This is a genomic window from Caballeronia calidae, from assembly GCF_900044055.2.
GTDB lineage: Bacteria > Pseudomonadota > Gammaproteobacteria > Burkholderiales > Burkholderiaceae > Caballeronia > Caballeronia calidae.
In genome coordinates this window covers 85170-105600 of the sequence record NZ_FCOX02000012.1, presented here as the reverse complement: position 1 = coordinate 105600, position 20431 = coordinate 85170, and the positions used below count along the sequence as shown (strand labels likewise).

The following is a 20431-nucleotide window of genomic DNA, read 5'->3' as shown; positions in this document are numbered from 1 at the left end:
GATTGACCGATGCTCATCGACTGTCGGATGCGTTGGCGTCGTAGCGTGCGCGGGCGCCGTCGAGCGGAACGCGCACGCCGCGCCACACGACGCTCGAGCCGAACAGGGCGGCGAGCCATTGCAGCCACATCAGCACATCGCGCAGCGGTATGAGCGGCAGATCGCGCCAGAACGCGCGCCACGAGCGCGCGCTGCGCCAGTGCAGCACGAGCCGGGCGCTCAGGCCGAGCGACGTGCTCATATCGACGATGGTGTCGGCGACGATTTCCGCGACATTCGTGCCGTGCTCGAAGCCGAGCCCGAGCAGTGCGCTCGTCAGCAGCCACGGCGTGGTGAACGACAGGCACATGAACAGGAAGCCGAGCGGGTTGACCGAGCGGATCGTGCGCAGCCAGCGTGTTTCGCGGCTCCAGAGCGAGGCGAGATCGTGTTCGATCACATCGGTCGCGACGATCACATCCGACAGCACGGTGCGCAAGCCGAGCGCGCGTGCATGTTCGGCGAGCCAGTAGTCGTCCGCGAGACAGTCGCGCAGCGCTTCGAAGCCGCCGCTTCTCACGAGCGTATCGCGCGTGAGCGCGAGCGTCGCGCCGAAGCCGAAGCTTCTGTGACCGAATGCATCGGCGACGTGCACCGAAGGCGCGAACCATTCGTCGATGAACAGCGCGCCGATGCGCGACCAGAAGCCGCCGATGCGCCGCGCACGATACAGGCAGGTGACGACGCCCACGGTCGCATCGGCGAGCGGCGCGGTCACGCGTTCGAGATAGTCCGGCTCGACGGCGATGTCGCTATCCGCGATCACGATGAGATCGTGCTTCGCGTGCGCGGCGAGATTGATCAGATTGCCCACCTTGCGGTTGCTGCCGTGCGCGGTGCCGTCGACCACGAGCTCGATGTCGCGTCCGCGATGGGCGCGTGCGAGCCGCGCGACGACGCCCGCCGCGGGATCGGACGCACTCGCCACGCCGAACAGCAATTGATACGACGGATGCGTCTGCGTGCAGAAGGTTTCGAGATTCGAGTAAAGACGCGGCTCGATGCCGCAAAGCGGCTTCAGCACGCTGACGGGGCCGGGTATTCCGCCGCCGCGCCGTGCGCCCGCCGTGCCGCGCGAGCCGTGATGCACGAATGCCGCGAGCGTGGCGTGGCAGGTGGCCGCGCAGCATAGCGCGATGACGAGCCAGACGAGCAACGGAACCGAATGCGCCGTCATGATCGTTTCGCGTGAATGCAGCAAATGAACGACGGCATGTCGATCCCCACAGTTAGCTTGCACATCGCAGCGATTGGAATGCGTGTCGAGAGTCCGAAGCCTGCATCGCCGATCCTTAAGCGATGCTTAGAGAAGCGAACGAATGCACGCTGAAATATGGGTGAAAGCGCGCCGTAGCGGTGCGGCAAGGAAACCGTCGCGCGAAAAAAAACCCGGCAACGAGGCCGGGTTAAAGGGGATCGGGCGCGTTCCGAGGTCACGCCCGACCGCGTGGCACTCCGCGGCACGTCACGCCGGTTTCGGCGTGGCGAAGCACAATCATCGGCGCCGGATTCGCGCGCGGCCGGCGGCAGCGGATGCCCGCATGGCATTCCAGGTCCGCGCGGCCGCGAATCGGCGCGCACGACGGTATAGTGCGTGGACGAACCTTATGCGAAGCTTAAGCTGCGAGCGCGGTAGTCCGGGTAACGGGGACATAATGTGCTGTCACCCGCAAAGCTTAAGGGGCGCTTAAGCATGCGGGCCGGAGAATCGGGTGCGACGTGTTGCGAGCCTGGAGGAAGTGGATGCGCCTGTTATTGGTGGAGGACGACGAGATGATCGCGGAGACCGTGCTCGCCGCGTTGCGCCGCGCAAACTATACCGTCGACTGGGCGCAGGACGGCCGGGCGGCCGAGCTTTCGCTGGGCAACGGCGTGTACGACCTCGTCTTACTGGACCTGAATCTGCCGAAGCGCGACGGCCTCGATGTGCTCGGCGGCTATCGCAGGAACGGCGGCGATGCCCCGGTGATGATCATCACCGCGCGCGATGCCGTCGATGACCGCATCCGCGGCCTCGACGCCGGCGCCGACGATTACCTGATGAAGCCCTTCGATCTCGACGAGCTCGCCGCCCGCGTGCGCGCGCTCCTGAGACGCCGCACCGGCCAGAAGCATCCGGTGTATTCGCACGGCGAACTCTCGCTCGATCCCGCCGCGCACGAAGCGACCAAGGGCGGCGTCGTGCTCAATCTCGTGCCGCGCGAGTTCGCGTTGCTGCAGGCGCTGATCGAGGAGCCGTCGCGCGTGTTCCGCCGCTCGGAGCTCGAAGAAAAGCTGTACGGCTGGGGCGAGGAAGTGGGCAGCAATGCGATCGAGGTCCATGTGCACAGCCTGCGGCGCAAGATCGGCGCGGAGGAGATCGTGACAGTGCGCGGCGTGGGTTATCGGCTGAAGAGGATCGGATGACATCGATACGCAGATGGCTGCTCGGCTGGCTCATCTGCGGGCTCGGCATCGCATGCCTGATCGCGGGCATCGGCATATTCAGCGCGGCGCGCCTCGAAGCGGGCGAGCTCTTCGATTATGAATTGCGCACCGTCGCGCTTTCGCTGCCCCACAACATCGGCGCCGACGACGTCGCGCTGGGACGCAGTCACGAACTTCACGGCATCATGGATGACCGGCTCGTCATCGACATATGGGACCGGACGGGCCGCCTCATTTATCACTCGCCGCACGAACCTGCTCTGCCGCGCTTCGGCGATGGCTTCGAATCCGCCGAGCGCGAGGGGTATCGCTGGCGCGCGTTCGGCGTCGCGCAGGCTGACCGCTTCGTGCAGGTGGCGCAGCCTTATTTCATTCGCGACGATCTCGCCGTCTCGCTCGCGCTGCGCACGATCTGGCCGCTCGCGCTGCTCATTCCGGTGATCGTCGCGATCGTGCTCATCGTCGTCGCGCGTGGGCTCGCGCCGGTGCGCTGGCTGTCGCAATCGCTCGCCATGCGTTCGCCGGAATCGCTCGACCCCATCGCGTTCGACAAGCCGATGCCCGTCGAATTGCGCCCGCTCGTGCATGCGTTGAATGACCTGCTCGCGCGCCTGAACGAATCGTCGCAGGCGCAGCGCACGTTCGTCGCCGATGCGGCCCACGAGCTGCGCACGCCGCTCGCCGCGCTCAAGCTGCAAATCCAGGCCGCCATCGGCGACGGCTCGCTCAAAGTCGATGCCGTGACGCTCGCGAAGATCGATGGCCGTCTGAACCGCCTCATCCATCTCGCGCAGCAATTGCTCAGCATGGCGCGCGAAGATGCCGCGCGCGAAGCGGCCATCGGACCGATGAGCCTGCGCACGCTCTGCGAGATTCGCGTGAGCGACTTTTCGTTGCTGGCCGAAGCCCGGTCGATCGATCTCGGCCTGGAGCTCGAAGAGGCGCTCGACGATCACGACGCGTTCACCATCATGGGCGACATGCACGCGCTCGCCGTGCTGGTCAACAATCTGCTCGAGAACGCGATTCGCCATACGCCGCCCGGCGGCCGCGTCGACGTGATGCTGCGGCGCGAAACGGACGGCATTGCGCTGACCGTGCTCGATTCGGGAACGGGCATTCCGGAAAGCGAGATCGATCGCGTATGCGACCGCTTTTATCGCTGCGTCGGCACGACGGGGCATGGCAGCGGCCTCGGGCTCGCGATCGCGCTGCGCGTCGCGCAGCGTCATCACGCGACGCTCGATATTCGCAATCGCGCGGGGGCGAGCGGGCTCAGCGTATCGGTGCACGGCCTGCGCGCGCTTGCATCGCCGGCGCGCACGCGGGATATCGTCAGCGGAATGCATGCGTGAATGAAAGCGCAAGAAGCGGGGCGTGCCGCGCTGCTTGCGGGACGAAGCTTGCAGTTTTCATTCCTTCATGCCGAGCCGATCATGAAGAAGCTGTTTCTTTCATGCGCATGCCTTGCGTGGATTTGCACCGCGCATGCGACAGACGCAGCCGCATCCGACGCGGCATCCGAACCGAAGACCTTGAAAGAACGACTCGGCGACAAGGCGAGCGATGAACAACGCGTAGACAACTGCCACGTTCCCGCCGATCAGCGCGGCACGAAGGTTCGTCCCGACACGTGCGCGCCCTGAAGCGCGCGCGATTGTGGTACCTTTAGCGGGTGAACCATTTGGTACAAATTCAAGGAGCCTGCCTTGTCTTCCATTCAAGCTTCATCCGTCCTGCGCCTCGGCATTCTCGGCGGCGCGAACATCGCAAGACAATTCACGCGTGATGTGAGGCCGAGCGAGCGCGTGCGCGTCGTCGCGGTTGCGAGCCGCAGCGACGAGAACGCGAAAGCGTTCGCCGAGGCCAACGGCATCGAAACGTGGTTCGGCAGCTATGACGCGCTGCTCGCGAGCCCGGATATCGACGCCGTCTATATTCCGCTGCCCAACAGCCTGCACGCCGAGTGGGCCATCAAGGCCGCCGAGCACGGCAAGCACATCCTGTGCGAAAAGCCGCTCGCGCTCGATCGCGATGAAGCCGCGCGCATGTTCGAAGCCGCCGACCGCCACGGCGTGATGCTGCTCGAGTCGTTCCCGTATTACTTCCAGCCGCAGACCGCCGCGATGATGTCGCTGATCGGCGAAGGCGCGATCGGCGACGTGCGCGCGATTCAGGCGAACTTCGGCTTCACGGTGGGCAATCCCGGCGCGAACATCCGCATGAAGCCCGAGCTCGGCGGCGGCGCGCTGCTCGACGCGGGCAGCTACCCGCTGAGCCTCATTCGCCTCGTGATGGGATGCGCGCCGCAACGCGTCGATGCGATCGCGACCTGGGCCGGCAGCCAGGTCGATATCAGCCTCATGGCGACGCTCATCTACGCCGATGGCCGCCGCGCGCAGGTCTCGTGTTCGATGGACGCGGCCAATCACCGGCACGCGACGATCATCGGCACGCAGGGGACCATCGACACCGAGTATCTCAATCACACGAGCGCGCAGGCAGCGGGCGACCCGTACGGCTATCTGCCGAGCCAGTTGCGCGTGCGGCGCGGCATTCCCAATTCGGTGCCGTTCGAGCCGGTCGCGTCGGAGGCGGGCAGCGGCTTCTTCTTCGCGGCGGAAAGCTTCGCGCGCATGGTCGCGGCGCGCGATGACGCCGCGATCGAGTACTACGCGCAAGTGAGTCTCGACAATGCCGCGACGCTCGCGGCGATCATCGAGAGCGCGCGCAGCGAAAAGCCCGTCACGCTCTGATCGTCGTAAGCGATTCACGCGCCGCATGTGGCGCGTGAATCGCCGGTCATGCGCCGGACTTCAACGCTTGACGATCACCACTTCCAGATACTCGCTCGGCACGACGAGCGACGACGTTCCCGCGATATTGCAGCGTTCCAGCAACGCCGTGATATCGCGTTCGAGATCCGCCTGTTTCGCGGCATCGAGCGCGGCGAACGCGCGATGCGTCGGCCCGTAGAAATCACGGAACACCTGGATCCAGTGCGCGCTCGATTCATAGCGGAAGTTGAAGTGCTTGCGCACGCAACGAATGTCCGCCGCCGCCGAACCGAAGAGCGCGACGACATGCGGCTCCGTGCCCCATAGCGCAGGCGATTGCAGTCCGGCGGGCGGCGGCACGTAAGCGCCGATCACCTTGAAGAGCTGACCGATGAACCCCTCGGGCGTCCAGTTCGCCATGCCGATGCGTCCGCCGCTCTTCGTCACGCGCAGCATCTCGCCCGCGGGGCGCCTGTGGTCCGGCGTGAACATCGCGCCGAAGGTGGACAACACGACATCGAAGCTGCCGTCATCGAACGGCAGGTCTTCCGCATCGGCCACCTTGAACTCGACCATGAGCCCTTCGGCTTGCGCGCGCGCCCGGCCTTTTTCCAGCAGCGCGGGAACGTAGTCGGTCGAGGTCACGTGAGCGAAGCGGTGTGCAGCGGCGAGCGTCGCGTTGCCGTTGCCGGCGGCGACATCGAGCACGTGCTCGCCGGCGCGCACGTCGATGGCCTCGGCGAGTGTTTCGCCGACGATCTGCAAGGTCGTGCCGATCACCGCAAAATCTCCGCTGGCCCAGGTCGCCTGCTGCCTGGCCTTGATCGCGGCGAAGTCGGGTTGTGCTTGGGTCGGCTCGTCGCGAACCGCGGATGTATTCAACGCATGCATGGTTCCTTCTCCAGATTCCAGATGATGTGTCGAGCATCGCCCTGATGGCGGGCAAGTGCAGTATCCCGTTACCATCGCATCGACGCCTGCCCGCGCGTCGCCGCGAATTGCCCGTTCGTCCGCTTTGCGCCCGCTTCACGTTCGCCGCGCTGGCGCCGCCTCCGATCATCGGGAGCCGACATGAGCCACGACATCCTGTCCGATGTGCTGCGCACGGTGCGCCTGCGAGGCGCGCTCTTCTTTCACGTGAGCGGCAACCGCAACTGGGCGGCGGAGGCGCCGCCCGCGCGCGATATCGCGAGCATCGTCATGCCGGATTGCGAGCACGTGATGGAGTATCACGTCGTGACGCACGGCAACTGCTGGGGCGCGATCGTCGGCGAAGCGCCGGTGCGCCTCGCGAGCGGCGACATCATCGTGTTTCCGCACGGCGACGCGCATGTGATTTCGAGCGCGCCCGGCATTCGCGCGGAGGTCGATATGACCGCGCTGTCGGCGAAGATCGATCAGTTGCCCTTCACACTGACCTACGACGCGGTAGAAGCGCGCAACAATCCGTGCCCGAACGACGCCTACGAAACCATGCTGGTGTGCGGCTTTCTCGGCTGCGATCTGCGTCCGTTCAATCCGCTCATCGCTACGTTGCCGCGGCTGCTGCATCTCACGGAGACCGGCAGCCAGGGCTGGATTAATCACTTCATGCAGCAGGCCGTGATCGAGTCGCGTCACAAACGGCCGGGCGGCGAGGCGATGCTCGAGCGCATGAGCGAAATGATGTTCGTCGATGCGGTGCGACGTTATGTCGATGTGCTGCCCGATGAAAGCCGCGGCTGGCTCGCGGGCTTGCGCGACCGGTTCGTCGGCCGCGCGCTCGCGGTGATGCATGACGCGCCCGCACACGAGTGGACGGTCGAAGAGCTGGGCGAGCGTGTCGGACTCTCGCGTTCGGCGCTGCATGAGCGCTTCGTCGAGATGATCGGCTTGCCGCCGATGCAATATCTCGTCAACTGGCGCATGCAGGTCGCGGCCGGGCTTCTGCGCAATACGAATTCGACGATCGCATCCGTGGCGCTGGACGTCGGCTATGCATCGGAAGCGGCATTCATTCGCGCATTCAAGCGCCTCGTCGGCAAGCCGCCGGCCACGTGGCGCCGCGAAAAGAGCCGCGCGGAAGCCGAGATGCACGCGCACTAGGCGAAATCGGATTGACTCTCGCCGATTCTCTGACTAATGTCAGAGATGTTAAAACACGCCTCGGTGACAGAGATGAACCCGGCCGATATCACCCAGATTCGCAGCTTCAATCGCACTGTCGCCGAGGGCATCGGCGCGCTCAACGATCACTTTCTCGGACGCGGCCGGCCCATGGGCGAGTCGCGGCTCTTGTGGGAGATCGGTCCGCAAGGCGTCGATCTTCGCGTGCTGCGCGAGCGTCTCGGTCTCGACTCGGGTTATCTGAGCCGCACGCTCGCATCGCTGGAACGGCAGGGCCTGGTGCAGGTCGATGCACACCCCGACGACCGCAGGGTGCGTCGAGCCTCTTTGACCGAAGCGGGCAGCGATGAGCGCGCCGAACTCGAACGCCTCTCGGATGCCGTCGCGGGCGGCATGCTGGCGCCATTGAGCGAAGCGCAGCGGCGTCGGCTCATCGGGGCGATGGCGGAAGTCGAGCGTCTGCTGCAACCCTCGCTGATGCGCTTCGCGATCGAAGATCCTGCGGGCGAAGAGGCGCAATGGTGCATCGGTCAATACTTCGCGGAGTTGAACACGCGTTTCGCCGCGGGCTTCGATCCGTCGCTCAGCCTGTCCGCCGATGCGCGCGAACTGACCGCTCCGCATGGCGCGCTGATCGTGGCGAGGCTTCATGGCGCGGCGATGAGCTGCGTCGCGCTCAAGTTTCACGGCAAGGCCGCGGCCGAGCTGAAAAGAATGTGGGTGAGTGCGTCCGCTCGCGGCCTTGGCGTCGGGCGGCGCCTGCTCGCGGAAGCGGAAAGGCACGCGCTTGAAAGCGGAGCGAAGGCCGTGCGGCTCGAGACCAACGACGCGCTGAAAGAAGCGATCGCGCTGTATCGGCAAGCGGGGTATATCGAGGTCGCGCCGTTCAGCGACGAGCCTTACGCGGATCACTGGTTCGAGAAAGCGCTGCGTTGACGCCTCCGGTCAGCGCGATGACGAGATCGAGAAACGCGCGCGTCTTCGCCGGCGGATGATGCCGCGACGGATAGAACGCATAGAGCGGAAAGCGCTCGTCGGGCCAGTCGGGGAAGAGATCGATCAGCTTGCCATCGGCGAGCAGATGTTCATGGCCGAGCGCGAGAATCTGCGCGACGCCATAGCCTGACAGAAGCGTGCTCAGCATCGTGCCGGGATCGTTGAGCGTGAGACGGCCGCGGGTTTCCACGGTGATGCGCTTCTTCTTCCGATGAAACTCCCACACGAACGGCCGCCCCGTTTCGGGATCGCGAAACTCGATGCACGTGTGCGACTCTTCGGCGAGCGCTTGCGGCGTCGCGGGCTTGCCGCATCGCTTGATATACGAAGGCGCGGCGACGGTGCGCACCGGCGTATCGAGCAGCTTGCGCGCGACGAGACTCGAATCGCGCGGCTCGCCGAAGCGGATCGCGAGATCGAAGCCGTCCGCGATCATGTCGCCGAGCCGGTCGCTCGTGATGAGATCGAGCTGCAGCTCGGGATGCGCCTTCAGAAAGGCGTCGAGCTTCGGGCCGAGCAGCAGCCGCGAGAAGATCGGATCGACATTCACGCGCAAGCGCCCGCGCACCGCAGTCGCGCTGCCCGATGCCGTGGCGGCCGCTTCCTCCAGGCCCGCGAGATGCGGCATGACGTGCTCGAAGAAGCGCCGGCCATCGTCGGTGAGCGATACGCTGCGTGTCGTGCGATCGAAGAGACGAATCTTGAGACGCGCTTCCAGACGTGCGATCGCACGGCTCACGCCGGGCTGCGACATGCCGAGCCGATCGCCCGCCGCGGCGAACGTGCCCGCATCGACGATCGCGGCGAACACGCTGATGCCGTTGAGGATGCGTTCGTTGAAGCCCGCCATTCATGCCTCCGCGTCATGGATGAAATGGCATTCATGTTATCGCGAAGCGAAGCGCGCACGCGCAGAATGGGCATCGTTCAATCGGCTAACACGTAAGGGAGCTATACATGGCGCGTGTTTTCATCACAGGTTCGACGGACGGGCTCGGCGCGATGGCGGCGCGCCTTTTGATCGACGAAGGGCATCGCGTGGTGCTGCATGCGCGCAACGCCGCGCGTGCCCACGACGCGCGCAACGCATTGCCCGAGGCGGAGGCGGTCGTCATCGGCGATCTGTCGCGCATCGAAGCGATGCGCGATGTCGCGGAGCAGGCGAACACGCTCGGGCGTTTCGATGCGGTGATTCATAACGCGGGCATCGGGTATCGCGAGCCGCAACGTATCGAGACTGTCGATGGCCTGCCGCAGGTGTTCGCGATCAACGTGCTCGCGCCTTATGTGCTGACGGCGCTGATCGAAAAGCCGCGGCGGCTCGTGTATCTCAGCTCGGGCATGCATCGCGGATCGCGCGCCAATCTCGACGATATCGAGTGGAAAGCGCGTCACTGGAACGGCGCGCAGGCGTATGCGGAGAGCAAGTTCATGGACGTGCTGCTCGCGCTGGCCGTCGCGCGTTACTGGCCGGACGTGCTGTCGAACGCGCTGGAACCCGGCTGGGTGCCGACGAAGATGGGCGGGTCATCGGCGCCCGACGATCTCGACAAGGCGCATCGCACGCAAGCATGGCTCGCCACGAGCGAAGATGAAGACGCGCGCGTGACGGGACGCTACTTCTTTCACATGCGCGAGCGCGCCTGCGATCCGGCGGCGCGCGACGAAGCGTTGCAGGATGCGTTGATCGCGTTGTGCGAGCGCCTCTCGCGCGTGAAGCTCGAACGCTGAGCGCGTGCAAAAAAAACGGGCCCCGAAGGGCCCGCCAAATCACTCCAACACGGTCATCTTCATGCGTGGTGCGCCTTGGCGACCTTGTCCACGGACATCGAATCGGCGCGCAGACGCTCGTACTCCTGCTCGCTCATCGGCACGGCGTCCTTCTTGCCCAGATCGTTCAGGCGGACGCGGTACGTTTCACGTGCGGTGTACGCTGCGATCGCCGCGATGATCGTCACGCTGAACGCGATGGCGCCGACCGTCAGCGGGATATTGTTCGATCCCGGGGGCGCAACCGCTGCGAACAGCGCGGGCAGCAGCGCAGTGATCGTCGTGCCAACATTCTGCGAGATCGCCATGGCGGAGACACGCGTGCGGGTCGGGAACAGTTCCGGATAGAAGCTCGGGAAGATCGCGTTGTAGCCTTGATACACCACGCCCCACATCAGCAACGACATCAGGAATGCGAGCGGAATGCTGTGGATGCTGATCGCATAGAGATAAGCGAACGCGAGCACACCCGAGATCAGCGAGCCGCCGATCATCATCGGGCGACGGCCGATCTTGTCCGACAGATTGCCGACGAACGGAATCACCAGCACCGCGACGATGTTGCCGACCACCGGAATCCACAGATACACGCTCTTGTGGAAGCCGATGCCATACGAAGACTGCACCGCATACGCCGCACCGAAGATCGTCGCGACGACGGGAATCACGTTCATCAGCGCCATGCAGACGACGCGGATCATGTCGGGCGTGCTGTTGGCGAACGCTTCCTTGATCGGCGACTTCGGCAGATCGCCGTGTGCGCCTTCGGACGTGAAGGCCGGCGTCTCATGCACTTCCTTACGGATGATGTAGCCCGCGACCAGCACGAAAGCCGACAGCAGGAACGGAATGCGCCAGCCCCACGAGTTGAACATGTCTTCCGGCATGAACGTGGCGAGCGGCAGGAACACGGCGGCGGCGAGAATCTGGCCGGCCTGCACGCCCTGCAGCGTGAAGCTCGCGTAGTAGCCGCGGCGTCCGAACGGCGCGTGCTCCAGAATCATCGAGCTCGCACCGGAGATTTCACCGGCCACCGCGAAGCCCTGGATCAGACGCAACACGACGAGCAGCGCGGGCGCGGCCATGCCGATCTGGTGATACGTCGGCAGGAGACCGACCGCCATCGTCGAGATGCCCATCAGGAACATGCAGATGAGCAGCACGTTCTTGCGGCCGTGCGTGTCGCCCAGATGGCCGAGCACGAATGCGCCGATAGGACGGGCCACGTAGCCCACGCCGTACGTCGCGAGCGAAGCAATGATCGCCACCTTCGGATTGCCCGACGGGAAGAACAACTGCGGGAAAATGAGTGCTGCTGCCTGGGCGTAAATGAAGAAGTCGTAATACTCGAGCGCCGAGCCGATCCAGCCGCTCGCCGTCGCTTTTTTGGCCTGGCGGCCGCCGTGCGCGTCTTCCTTAGGGCTAGCCATAGAGATGTCTCCGAACAATGGGTTTATGGAGTTGAGCCTGGAACTGGGCCGAGCGGCGGGGCATTCGAAACACCTGAATTGCGCGTCGCTCTGAAAGTGATTGGAGAATAAAAGCGCAACCCCTTCGGATCAACATATCGTGATAAATTTTGCGCGATTATCGCACGCGTGTGTCCGATAATCGATCACTTTGGGGGTTAGCACTAGCCATTGGCCCCGGTTGAGCGCCGAAACATCCGGTGATCCATAACTAAACAAGCATGTCAGCATGACTAAACCCGAACTCGACAAGCGAGACTGGATCGCCGGGCTGGAAAAGGGCCTCGCCGTCCTCGAAGCCTTCGACGATCAGCACGCGCGCATGACCCCGACGCAGGCCGCGATGCGCACCGGCCTCACGCGCACCGCCGCGCGCCGCTATCTGCTGACGCTCGCGCATCTCGGCTATGTGCAGACCGACGGCAAGCTCTTCAATCTCACGCCGCGCGTGCTGCGCATGGGCTGGTCGTATTTCGAATCGGCGCGCTTGCCGCGCATCGTGCAGCCTTACTTGCAGCAGTTGAGCGCGCTGATCCACGAATCGGTGTACGTGAGCGTGCTCGATGACTGGGACCTCGTGATCATCGCGCGCAACGGCTCCACGCGCGTGATGACGACGGGCTTCGTGCTCGGCGCGCGCGTGCCGGCCGCGCTGATGTCGGGCGGCATCGCGATGCTCGCGTACAAGGACGAGGTATCGGTGCGCGAATGGCTCGACGCGACCGAGTTCAAGCCCTTCACGCCGCTCACCATCACCAACAAGGAAAAGCTCTACGAGAAGATCCGGCAGGCGCGCGTGGACGGCTACGTCGCGATCGAGCAGCAATTGCAGACGGGCGTGCGCGGCGTCGCGGTGCCGATGAAGAACCGGCACGGCGAAGTGGTGGCGGCGCTGTCGGTGAACATGCCGATCGGGAAGGAAACGGGCGAGGCGGCGCTCGTCCGTGTGCTGCAGCCGTTGCAGGAAACGGCGCTGTCGATGTTGAACGTGATCTGAGCTTTATCGTTGCGACCAGAACGCGCGCTGCACGCGCAGCACTTCATCCTCGACTTCCTCGACCGGACCGATCAGTTCGACCGGCTTCTGGCAATGATCGAAGACATAGCGCGATGAGACGCTCATCGTCGGATTCTCGGCGTGATTGCCGGTGGCTTCGAGGAGGCGCGCCTCGGTGAGTCCATACACCACGCGGCCGATATTGGCCCAGTACGCTGTGCCCGCGCACATGCAGCACGGCTCGACGGACGTGTAGAGCGTGCATCCCCACAGATACGCCGGCGTGAAGTTGAGCGCCGCGACACGCGCGAGCACCGACTCGGCGTGATTCACCGTATCGACATTGCCTTGCTCCATCAGCACCGTCTCCTGATCCGGGCCAACGAGAATCGCGCCGAACGGATGATGGCCCAGCAGCGTCGCGCGCTCGGCGACGGCGCTCGCGTGCTGCAGATGCCGCACGATCTGCTCGCGCGTAGGCGTGAGACCTTGCGGCGGAAGATCGTCGCGTGAAGGGGCGGGTGCGGTGATGGGCATGGAGGCGTCTCCTTCGCATGTCGATGTCGTATGGAAGGGCAGGATAGCGCAGCAAAAACGTGCGTGGTCATGCGTATGACGATGGCGAGATTAAGCGGAAAGGTGAGCGTATTCGGGAAGGGGCATTTCGGATGCCGCTCGACGCCCTTGATTCAAGGCGCTTCGAGCGGCACGCGCATGGTTAAGGTGAGGTTTTTCGGGATCTTCACGATCAGCAGATGACCACGTTCAGCGATGCGATGCGGCCGCGGTTCGACCGCACACCGACGCAATCTCCCTCAAACCCCGCCCGTGAAGATCGGACCTTGCCCTCCCGGCACGAACGCGCGAGGCGCATGATCGCCGTGCGCGCCCGACTGATCGCGCGCAGCCGATGCCGTCGCCGGATCGCGCAACGTGACCGCGCTATCGGCCGTGATCGGCACGCTCGGCTGCGCGAGCAGTTCGGTCTTGCGCATCGAACCCGCCGACGTCCCGAAGTAATACCCGATGATGCTGATCCACGCCGTCCCGAGCGCGCCCACCACGACGTTCACCAGATCGCGATTCGCCTCGGGCAGCGCGCGCAGTGCCATCAACAGCAGGATGCCGAAGAAGCCCGCGGTCACGCTCATCGCGAGCACTCTGGGCACCCAGTCCTTGTTGGCGATGCCCATCGCGCGCGCATCGGCGCGATCGCCCGCCGCGATGCGCGCCATGTCCGCTTCGAACGACAGCCGCGCCTGCGCCGCCGCCACGACGAGTTGCTGCAACTGCAGCGAGTTCGCGCTTTCGGCCTGAACGATTTTTTCGAGCGCGGCGGGATCGTTGAGCGCGGTCTCGACGACATCCGGATCGTTCGGGGTGCCGAGCGCATGCGAGATGATCGCGGCTGCCGTCGTCACGCCGAGCCCGACCGGGCCGCCGATGAGACCCGCCAGAAGAGGCGCCTTCGCGCCGATCGTTGCCGCCACTTTCGACCAGTCCATCATGCTGCTCCCAGAAGAAGATTCGTCGCCATGCGCTCGGTCCAGCCGCGGCTGAACGTCGGCCATGCGTGCAGGCCCTTCAGATATCGCAATCGATACGCAACGAAGCGCAATACGAAGCGCATCGGATCGGCGGCCTTCACGGCATCGACGGTATCGGGGCCGAACTTGCCGTCTTCCGTCGCGCCGGATGCCTTCTGCATCCACAGCACGACGAGTCCGCCGTTGTAGTTCGCATCGAAGATCTGGAAGGCGACGCGCGGATCGAATTCGTCGAGATGCAGCGGGTCCCAGTACTTCTGCTTGGCGATGCGCTTCGCCAGTTCGAGCGGCAGGTCCTTCATCGCGCCCGCATAACCGTAGCCGCGCGCGACGCGCGCGGTCACGCCCCACATCGTTTCACCGCCCGGGTCCGCCGGATGGAACGAGTAGCCGCCTTCGCTGCCGATCAGCGCGTCGAAGGCGTCTTCGAAGCTGTTCATGGTGATCTCCCTGGCGCCTGCGCGTGCCGCCGGAACCGCGTCATCGCGGCGCCGGAAGAAACGGGCCGGCGCGCATGGCGGCCGGCCCGGTCGCATCAAGTCAGTGGCAGGCAGTCATGATGCGACGGCAACACCTTATGCATCGGCCGTGCCAGTGAGCGCAAGATTGCCTGCGAGCCTTGTGGGACAAGGTTCGCAGGCGCTGGGGAGAAGGAAGCGGAAAAGCGAACTGTCGTGCGTCGGCCAACGCTTTCTCAGCGCGGCTGTTCGGGCGACGCAGACATCGATCAGTGCGCGGCTGTCGCGAGAGAGGTGCCGGCTTCGGGCTCGTTCGTGCGAATCGCGATGACCGCAAGGAGCGCCGCCGCGAGCGGCACGGCGAGCGTCAGATAGAAGCCGCCTGGCCCGCCCATGTTCAGGAACGTCCCGCCGACAGCCGATCCCGCGATGGCGCCGACGCGCCCCATGCCAATGGCCCAGCCGGTAGCGGTCGCGCGCAGCGTCGTCGGATAGGCGCCGACGACGAGATAGTTGAGCGCGATCTGTTGTCCGCCGATGCCGAGCCCCGCCGCGCCCGCGAGCGTGAACACGAGTCCCCACGACGTCTCCGCATACGCGAGGCCGATGGCGATCGCGATACCGAGCGCAAGCAACGCGATCAGAAGACGCCGCGTGCTGATCCTCGGCAAGGCGATGGAAAGCGGAATCGCGCACACGATGAACACTGCGTTCACGACCACCGTGCCGAGCGGCGCCTGCGCGGCGGGCAGGCCCGAGGCCTTCAGCACCGTCGGCAGCCACGAGAGGAACATGAACCACGCGATCCAGTTGAAGAAGTAGACGGCCCAGATCGCGACGGTGTTGCGCGCATTGCCTTCGCGAAAGAGCGCGGCGACGCTCGCGCGTGCGGCGGCTTCGTGCACGGCGAAGCGCGCGTCATCGGCCAGCGGCCACGTCACGATGCGCGCGAGCACATGGCGCACGGCGTGCTGATCGTTGCCCGCGCGCGTGACGAGGAAATGCAGCGATTCGGGCAGCGCGAACCAGAGCAGCACGAGCAACGCGAGCGGCGCCGCCCCGCCGATGACGAACACACCTTCCCAGCCGATCACGGGCATCATGCGCGCGGCGAGCAGGCCGCCGAGCATGGCGCCGGCGGGCAGGCCGAGCAGCACGCCCGTCATGATCGCGCCGCGATGCCGCGCCGGTCCGTACTCGGCGGCAAGCGCGAGCAGGACCGGCGTGCAGCCGCCCATGCCCAGTCCCGCGATGAAGCGCAGTACGAGAATCTGGCTCGTGCCGCTCGCGAAGGCGGTAGCGAGCGATGCGATGCTGAACAGCGCGACCCCGCCGAGCAGCGCGGGACGTCTTCCCACGCGATCGCCGACGAGCCCGAGCGTCATCGCGCCGATGGTCATGCCGAGCGTGCCCGCGATCAGGATCGGCGCGAGATCGCCGGGCGCGAGATTGAAGGCCGCGACGATCGCCGGGCCTGTATACGCGATGGCTTGCGTGTCGAAGCCGTCGAAGAGCGTGGTCGCGAAGCAAAGCAGAAAGATCGTCCATTGGAAAGGACGGATGCGTTCCCTGTCGATCAGCGACGCGATATCGAGAGGCGTGCTCATGGTGTCTCCTTTTTTTGTGTCCGTCGGAGAGTACGAGAGCCCTGCACGCCGCGTCCAATACCGTTGCGGACTGACGCCATACCGTGCGGGTATGGCCCGCTCATTCGATGCTCATTCTTCGCCCCTACGATGCGAAGCATTCAGGGCGGCGCGGTCTCATCGAAACATTCGCGCAGCCTTTCGTTGACGAGGTTTCATCGAGGAGAAAAGCCATGCGCCACTATCCATTGGACAGTCCACGCGCGGCGGCGCGCATCGTCGTGATGTCGCTGATCGCGGACGGGCATATCGGCAGCGCCGAAATCGAGCAGCTCGAGCGGCGCGGATTCTATGCGCGGCTCGGACTTCGCGCGGGTGAGCTGCATGAAGTCGTGCGCGAGGTGTGCGAAGACCTCACGCGATGTTCGTATCTCACCTGGGACGACGCGTGCCGTGTCGACGCGCGCGTCGTGCAGGCGCTCGCGGACGAAGTGCGCGACGAGCGCATGAGACGCGACGTGCTCATGCTCTGCGAATCGGCGGTCGTCGCCGATGACGGCGTCATGACCTGCACCGAAGCCGCCGTGATCGATGCGGTGAAGCGCGCATGGCGCATGCACTGAAAACGCGTGATACATCAACTGGAGACGACATCATGCAAAAGCACATTCTCGTAGCGGTGGGACCGGAATTCAGCCATGCCGCGCTCACGCTCGGCATCGCGCGGGCCCGCGAATGCAATGCGCGCCTCACGGCGCTTCATGTGGTGGACCGCATGCCGTTCTGGGCGGTATCGTCGGTGCCGTATGACTGCGGCGCGGCGCTTCAGTATCTCGAAGAGCAGGCGCGCCAGGTCGAAAAGCGCACGCTGCAGGCGATACGCGCATCGAGCGTCGACGGCGCCTGCGTGACGATGGACCTGCCGAACGGCATGACGCTCGCGCGCGTGATCGCACAGGCGGCGCGCGAGTTCGATGCGGACCTCATCGTGGTCGGCCGCAGGAAGGCCGCGAACTGGCGCTTCTGGGAAGCGCGCGTCTCGGATGCGGTGAGCCGTCACAGCAATCGCCGCGTGCTGATCGCATCGAATCATGCGGGCAATGAAGCGGCCGTTGAAACAAAAGCGACACCGTTGCGCTTTACCATCGTCGATTCCACGCAGCGCACACCTGCGCCGCCGTATAGCTCTAGAGGAAGCCCGCCATGCCGGACCGCATCGTCAAACCGTCCCGTCGCACGTTGTTGAAGGGGCTCGTCTCCGGCACGGGGCTCGCGCTCACGGGCGCGGGTCTCGCCGATGCACTCGCGCAAGGGGTCGCGCCCGCCGTCGTCACCGCCGACAAGTTGCGTCCGCAACTACCCGGCGGCGTGATGAGCGGCGATGTCACCGCGACGAGCGGCATCGTCTGGAGCCGCACGGACCGGCCCGCGCGCATGATCGTCGAGTACTCGGCGAGCGAGGGCTTCAAGACGTTTCAGCGGCGCATCGGGCCGGCCGCGCTCGAGAGCAGCGGCTTCACGGCGCGCGTCGATCTGACCGGTTTGCCGCCCGGCGCGGACGTGTTCTATCGTGTGCGCTTTCAGGATCTCGTCGATGGCAAGGCGTATAGCGAGCCTGTGACGGGACGCCTGCGCACCGCATCGCTCGATGCGGACAAGCCGGTCTGCTTCGTCTTTTCCGGCGACGAAGCGGGGCAGGGCTGGGGCATCAACGAGCGCTTCGGCGGCTATCGCATCTATGAAGCGATGCGCCGCGAGTCGCCGGACTTCTTCATCCATCAGGGCGATCAGATCTACGCGGACAGCGTGATCGAACCGGAAGTGCGTCTGCCCGACGGCACGATGTGGACCAACATCGTCACCGAAGGCAAGTCGCATGTCGCGCAGACGCTCGACGATTACCGTGCGGCATTCGCGTACAACCAGCTCGACAAGAACAAGCGCCGTTTCGCCGCCGAAGTGCCGTTCCTCGTGCAATGGGACGATCACGAAGTGCGCAACAACTGGTATCCGGGCGAGATCATCGGCGAGGCGGAGAAGCGTTATCAGACGCGTTCGATCAACCTGCTCGAAGCACGCGCCAAGCAGGCGATGTTCGAATACAACCCGTATCGCATCAATCAGCTCGATCCGGAGCAGGTTTATCGCGGCTTCCAGTTCGGGCCGCTGCTCGATGTGTTCATGCTCGACGAGCGTTCATATCGCGGCGCGAACTCGCCGAACAGACAGACGCGTCTCGATGCGGATTCGGCCTTTCTCGGCTCGCAGCAGACGGCGTGGCTGAAGGCATCGTTGAAGGCGTCGCGCGCGACGTGGAAGGTCATCGCGAGCGACATGCCGATCTCGCTCGTCGTCCCCGATGCGAACCCCGATGTGCCGAAGGGCACCTTCGAAGCCTGGGCCAACGCGGACAACGGCGCGCCCTCGGGCCGCGAACTGGAGCTCGCGGAGATCCTGCGCTTCATCAAGCGGGAGGACATCAGGAACGTCATGTGGATCACGGCGGACGTGCACTACGCGCAGGCGACGCATTACGATCCGTCGCGCGCGAAGTTCACCGAGTTCAAGCCGTTCTGGGAATTCGTCGGCGGGCCGATCAACGCGGGCACGTTCGGCCCGAACGATCTCGACATGACCTTCGGCCCCGAATTGCGCTACGTGAGTGTGCCGAAGGACAATCCGCAGAACCGCTCGCCGGCTTCGCTGCAACAGTACTATGGCCGCGCGAAGATCGATCCCGCGAGCCGCGCGTTGACCGTTTCACTGCATGACCTCGACGGCAAGTCGCTCTACGAAGTGAAGCTCGACGTCGAGGCGTGAGCGGGCGGATCTATCCCGCGAGCTTCGCCGCCAGTCCGGCGACGTGCTTGCCCTGATAGCGCGCGATATCGAGCTCGTTCTGCGAGGGCTGACGGCTGCCGTCGGTGCTCGCGAGCGTGGTCGCGCCGTAAGGCGTGCCGCCCGAGATTTCGCTCATGTTCGTGAGTCCCGCGCACGCATACGGCACGCCGACGATCACCATGCCGTGATGCAGCAGCGTGCTGTGAAACGACGTGATGGTGGTTTCCTGTCCGCCGTGCTGCGAAGCCGTCGATGAAAACACGCTGCCGATCTTGCCGACGAGCGCGCCTTTCACCCACAGGCCGCCCGTCTGATCGAGGAAGGTGCGCATCTGCCCGGCCATGTTGCCGAAGCGCGTGGGCGTGCCGAAGATGATGGCGTCGTAATCCGCGAGTTCGTCGATGGTGGCGACGGGCGCCTGCTGGTCCTGCTTCACGCCGATCTTCGCGGCCTGGTCGGCGGGAATCGTCTCGGGCACGCGCTTGAGCGTCACCTCGGCACCCGCTACGCCACGCGCGCCTTCGGCAACGGCCTGCGCCATGGTTTCGACGTGGCCGTACATCGAATAATAGAGAACCAGTACTTTCGCCATGATGTGTCCTTGTGTGAGGGTGCATCCGATGGAGATGCGCGGTTCCTTGCGCGCATTCAAAGATAGCACTGGCGAAGCGATGCGCAAGGAACTGGCCTGCCCGAGCCAATGCGAAGCGTTCATGGACGCATGCGCGTCGCGTGCACGACAATGCCGAAAATCCAGAAAGGAGACGCCATCGCCATGAACGGCCACGCCTTGCTCAGCGCGAATCTGCTCATCGCCTATTCGGCTTATTTCGTCGGCACCGCGAGTCCCGGGCCGAGCAATCTCGCGATCATGTCGATCGCGAGCACGTCGGGCCGGCGCGCGGCGTTCGCGTTCGCGGCGGGCGTGATGTCCGGCTCGTTCTTCTGGGCGATGCTCGCCGCGCTCGGCCTCTCCGCCGCGCTGACGGCGTACTCGGGCTTTCTCATCGGCGTGAAGATCTGCGGCGGGCTGTATCTGCTGTGGCTCGCGTTCAAATCGGGGCGCGCGGCATTGAAGCCGCCGATGCGCGCGTCGGCGACGGATGCGCAAGGGCAGAGCGGCCGCAAGCTCTATGCGCGCGGCGCGCTGTTGCATCTCACCAATCCGAAGGCGATTCTCGTGTGGATGTCGGTGGCGGCGCTCGGATCGTCGGCGGGCGAGGGGCCGGGGCATATGCTCGTGGTCGTCGCGGGGTGTCTCTGCATCGGCGCATGCGTGTTCGGCGGCTATGCGGCGCTCTTCTCGATGGCCTCGGCGCGGCGCATCTACAGGCGCATCCAGCGCGGCCTCGATGCGTGCCTCGCGCTCGCGTTCGGCGCGGCGGGCCTTCGGCTGCTCACGTCGCGCGTGTAGCGGA

21 protein-coding genes are annotated in these 20431 nt (G+C 65.0%); 12 read left to right on the top strand and 9 right to left on the bottom strand.

Translation table 11 applies throughout. The annotated features are described in order from the left end of the window. Positions 1-13: 13 nt before the first annotated feature. Positions 14-1216: a bacteriohopanetetrol glucosamine biosynthesis glycosyltransferase HpnI gene (gene hpnI / locus AWB78_RS13865; RefSeq protein WP_062605225.1), complete on the bottom strand. Its 1203-nt coding sequence runs from the start codon at positions 1214-1216 to the stop codon at positions 14-16. A gap of 566 nt (positions 1217-1782) precedes the next feature. Here hpnI and AWB78_RS13860 point away from each other — a divergent pair. The 4 genes from AWB78_RS13860 to AWB78_RS13845 all read left to right on the top strand — a co-directional run bounded on the left by AWB78_RS13860 (position 1783) and on the right by AWB78_RS13845 (position 5222). Continuing rightward, entirely contained in the window at positions 1783-2445 is a 663-nt protein-coding gene (locus AWB78_RS13860) for a response regulator (protein WP_062605162.1), read from the top strand. Continuing rightward, positions 2442-3821, top strand: coding sequence for an ATP-binding protein (locus AWB78_RS13855; protein ID WP_062605161.1), 1380 nt, complete (start codon positions 2442-2444; stop codon positions 3819-3821). Before AWB78_RS13860 ends, AWB78_RS13855 begins: the two co-directional genes overlap by 4 nt. Beyond that, the gene (locus AWB78_RS13850; protein WP_062605160.1) at positions 3822-4112 is read left to right on the top strand and encodes a hypothetical protein; all 291 of its coding nucleotides are present in this window, start codon (positions 3822-3824) and stop codon (positions 4110-4112) included. 63 nt (positions 4113-4175) lie between these two features. Beyond that, positions 4176-5222: a Gfo/Idh/MocA family protein gene (locus AWB78_RS13845; protein WP_062605159.1), complete on the top strand. Its 1047-nt coding sequence runs from the start codon at positions 4176-4178 to the stop codon at positions 5220-5222. Between the two features lie 60 nt (positions 5223-5282). Here AWB78_RS13845 and AWB78_RS13840 read toward each other — a convergent pair whose 3' ends face one another. Then, a complete protein-coding gene (locus AWB78_RS13840) occupies positions 5283-6134 on the bottom strand; it encodes a class I SAM-dependent methyltransferase (protein ID WP_062605158.1) in 852 nt (283 codons plus the stop codon). Positions 6135-6314: 180 nt separating this feature from the next. Here AWB78_RS13840 and AWB78_RS13835 point away from each other — a divergent pair, with 180 nt between their 5' ends. Together AWB78_RS13835 and AWB78_RS13830 are read left to right on the top strand one after the other, a co-directional pair. Further along, positions 6315-7328, top strand: coding sequence for an AraC family transcriptional regulator (locus AWB78_RS13835; RefSeq protein ID WP_062605157.1), 1014 nt, complete (start codon positions 6315-6317; stop codon positions 7326-7328). A 72-nt stretch (positions 7329-7400) separates the two neighbouring features. After that, positions 7401-8285 (top strand): bifunctional helix-turn-helix transcriptional regulator/GNAT family N-acetyltransferase, encoded by an 885-nt coding sequence (locus AWB78_RS13830; RefSeq protein ID WP_062605156.1) that lies wholly within the window; start codon positions 7401-7403, stop codon positions 8283-8285. On the opposite strand, the gene AWB78_RS13825 is transcribed toward AWB78_RS13830, so the two are convergent. After that, the gene (locus AWB78_RS13825; protein ID WP_062605155.1) at positions 8236-9195 is read right to left on the bottom strand and encodes a LysR family transcriptional regulator; all 960 of its coding nucleotides are present in this window, start codon (positions 9193-9195) and stop codon (positions 8236-8238) included. The genes AWB78_RS13830 and AWB78_RS13825 overlap by 50 nt on opposite strands. Positions 9196-9302: 107 nt before the next feature. Between AWB78_RS13825 and AWB78_RS13820 the strand changes: the two genes are divergently transcribed. Further along, complete coding sequence (locus AWB78_RS13820; protein WP_062605154.1) at positions 9303-10076, top strand: SDR family NAD(P)-dependent oxidoreductase; 774 nt, start codon at positions 9303-9305, stop codon at positions 10074-10076. Between the two features lie 59 nt (positions 10077-10135). On the opposite strand, the gene AWB78_RS13815 is transcribed toward AWB78_RS13820, so the two are convergent. Then, positions 10136-11545: an MFS transporter gene (locus tag AWB78_RS13815; RefSeq protein ID WP_062605153.1), complete on the bottom strand. Its 1410-nt coding sequence runs from the start codon at positions 11543-11545 to the stop codon at positions 10136-10138. 268 nt (positions 11546-11813) lie between these two features. On the opposite strand from AWB78_RS13815, the gene AWB78_RS13810 reads away from it, so the two are divergent. Next, positions 11814-12581 (top strand): IclR family transcriptional regulator domain-containing protein, encoded by a 768-nt coding sequence (locus AWB78_RS13810; protein ID WP_062605152.1) that lies wholly within the window; start codon positions 11814-11816, stop codon positions 12579-12581. A gap of 3 nt (positions 12582-12584) precedes the next feature. Here AWB78_RS13810 and AWB78_RS13805 read toward each other — a convergent pair whose 3' ends face one another. The 4 genes from AWB78_RS13805 to AWB78_RS13785 all read right to left on the bottom strand — a co-directional run bounded on the left by AWB78_RS13805 (position 12585) and on the right by AWB78_RS13785 (position 16193). Further along, a complete protein-coding gene (locus AWB78_RS13805) occupies positions 12585-13118 on the bottom strand; it encodes a nucleoside deaminase (RefSeq protein WP_062605151.1) in 534 nt (177 codons plus the stop codon). A gap of 278 nt (positions 13119-13396) precedes the next feature. After that, positions 13397-14086: a hypothetical protein gene (locus tag AWB78_RS13795; RefSeq protein WP_062605149.1), complete on the bottom strand. Its 690-nt coding sequence runs from the start codon at positions 14084-14086 to the stop codon at positions 13397-13399. Then, a complete protein-coding gene (locus AWB78_RS13790; protein WP_062605148.1) occupies positions 14086-14568 on the bottom strand; it encodes a glycoside hydrolase family 108 protein in 483 nt (160 codons plus the stop codon). Before AWB78_RS13790 ends, AWB78_RS13795 begins: the two co-directional genes overlap by 1 nt. Before the next feature lie 287 nt (positions 14569-14855). After that, positions 14856-16193, bottom strand: coding sequence for an MFS transporter (locus AWB78_RS13785; protein WP_062605147.1), 1338 nt, complete (start codon positions 16191-16193; stop codon positions 14856-14858). 212 nt (positions 16194-16405) lie between these two features. On the opposite strand from AWB78_RS13785, the gene AWB78_RS13780 reads away from it, so the two are divergent. Genes AWB78_RS13780 through AWB78_RS13770 form a run of 3 tightly spaced genes read left to right on the top strand, consistent with a single transcriptional unit; the run spans position 16406 to position 18992 of the window. Beyond that, entirely contained in the window at positions 16406-16795 is a 390-nt protein-coding gene (locus AWB78_RS13780; protein WP_062605146.1) for a hypothetical protein, read from the top strand. A gap of 32 nt (positions 16796-16827) precedes the next feature. After that, positions 16828-17418, top strand: coding sequence for a universal stress protein (locus AWB78_RS13775; RefSeq protein ID WP_062605145.1), 591 nt, complete (start codon positions 16828-16830; stop codon positions 17416-17418). Then, positions 17376-18992 (top strand): alkaline phosphatase D family protein, encoded by a 1617-nt coding sequence (locus AWB78_RS13770; protein WP_062605144.1) that lies wholly within the window; start codon positions 17376-17378, stop codon positions 18990-18992. The genes AWB78_RS13775 and AWB78_RS13770 overlap by 43 nt, the downstream gene beginning before the upstream one ends. A 10-nt stretch (positions 18993-19002) precedes the next feature. Here the strand turns inward: AWB78_RS13770 and wrbA are convergent, their stop codons facing one another. Beyond that, entirely contained in the window at positions 19003-19605 is a 603-nt protein-coding gene (gene wrbA, locus AWB78_RS13765) for an NAD(P)H:quinone oxidoreductase (RefSeq protein WP_062605224.1), read from the bottom strand. Between the two features lie 183 nt (positions 19606-19788). Here wrbA and AWB78_RS13760 point away from each other — a divergent pair, with 183 nt between their 5' ends. Continuing rightward, on the top strand, positions 19789-20427 hold the full coding sequence (locus AWB78_RS13760; RefSeq protein WP_062605223.1) for a LysE family translocator: 639 nt from the start codon (positions 19789-19791) through the stop codon (positions 20425-20427). Positions 20428-20431: the final 4 nt, after the last annotated feature.

What these genes read in the sequence shown, in the direction of transcription:
- AWB78_RS13820 (WP_062605154.1), top strand. Translation starts at nt 9,303, where the DNA reads ATGGCGCGTGTTTTCATCACAGGTTCGACGGACGGGCTCGGCGCGATG.
- AWB78_RS13835 (WP_062605157.1), top strand. Translation starts at nt 6,315, where the DNA reads ATGAGCCACGACATCCTGTCCGATGTGCTGCGCACGGTGCGCCTGCGA.
- AWB78_RS13790 (WP_062605148.1), bottom strand. Translation starts at nt 14,568, where the DNA reads ATGAACAGCTTCGAAGACGCCTTCGACGCGCTGATCGGCAGCGAAGGC.
- AWB78_RS13785 (WP_062605147.1), bottom strand. Translation starts at nt 16,193, where the DNA reads ATGAGCACGCCTCTCGATATCGCGTCGCTGATCGACAGGGAACGCATC.
- AWB78_RS13805 (WP_062605151.1), bottom strand. Translation starts at nt 13,118, where the DNA reads ATGCCCATCACCGCACCCGCCCCTTCACGCGACGATCTTCCGCCGCAA.
- AWB78_RS13795 (WP_062605149.1), bottom strand. Translation starts at nt 14,086, where the DNA reads ATGGACTGGTCGAAAGTGGCGGCAACGATCGGCGCGAAGGCGCCTCTT.
- AWB78_RS13775 (WP_062605145.1), top strand. Translation starts at nt 16,828, where the DNA reads ATGCAAAAGCACATTCTCGTAGCGGTGGGACCGGAATTCAGCCATGCC.
- AWB78_RS13780 (WP_062605146.1), top strand. Translation starts at nt 16,406, where the DNA reads ATGCGCCACTATCCATTGGACAGTCCACGCGCGGCGGCGCGCATCGTC.
- AWB78_RS13830 (WP_062605156.1), top strand. Translation starts at nt 7,401, where the DNA reads ATGAACCCGGCCGATATCACCCAGATTCGCAGCTTCAATCGCACTGTC.
- AWB78_RS13810 (WP_062605152.1), top strand. Translation starts at nt 11,814, where the DNA reads ATGACTAAACCCGAACTCGACAAGCGAGACTGGATCGCCGGGCTGGAA.
- AWB78_RS13855 (WP_062605161.1), top strand. Translation starts at nt 2,442, where the DNA reads ATGACATCGATACGCAGATGGCTGCTCGGCTGGCTCATCTGCGGGCTC.
- AWB78_RS13840 (WP_062605158.1), bottom strand. Translation starts at nt 6,134, where the DNA reads ATGCATGCGTTGAATACATCCGCGGTTCGCGACGAGCCGACCCAAGCA.
- hpnI (WP_062605225.1), bottom strand. Translation starts at nt 1,216, where the DNA reads ATGACGGCGCATTCGGTTCCGTTGCTCGTCTGGCTCGTCATCGCGCTA.
- AWB78_RS13815 (WP_062605153.1), bottom strand. Translation starts at nt 11,545, where the DNA reads ATGGCTAGCCCTAAGGAAGACGCGCACGGCGGCCGCCAGGCCAAAAAA.
- AWB78_RS13760 (WP_062605223.1), top strand. Translation starts at nt 19,789, where the DNA reads ATGAACGGCCACGCCTTGCTCAGCGCGAATCTGCTCATCGCCTATTCG.
- wrbA (WP_062605224.1), bottom strand. Translation starts at nt 19,605, where the DNA reads ATGGCGAAAGTACTGGTTCTCTATTATTCGATGTACGGCCACGTCGAA.
- AWB78_RS13860 (WP_062605162.1), top strand. Translation starts at nt 1,783, where the DNA reads ATGCGCCTGTTATTGGTGGAGGACGACGAGATGATCGCGGAGACCGTG.
- AWB78_RS13825 (WP_062605155.1), bottom strand. Translation starts at nt 9,195, where the DNA reads ATGGCGGGCTTCAACGAACGCATCCTCAACGGCATCAGCGTGTTCGCC.
- AWB78_RS13770 (WP_062605144.1), top strand. Translation starts at nt 17,376, where the DNA reads ATGCCGGACCGCATCGTCAAACCGTCCCGTCGCACGTTGTTGAAGGGG.
- AWB78_RS13850 (WP_062605160.1), top strand. Translation starts at nt 3,822, where the DNA reads ATGAAAGCGCAAGAAGCGGGGCGTGCCGCGCTGCTTGCGGGACGAAGC.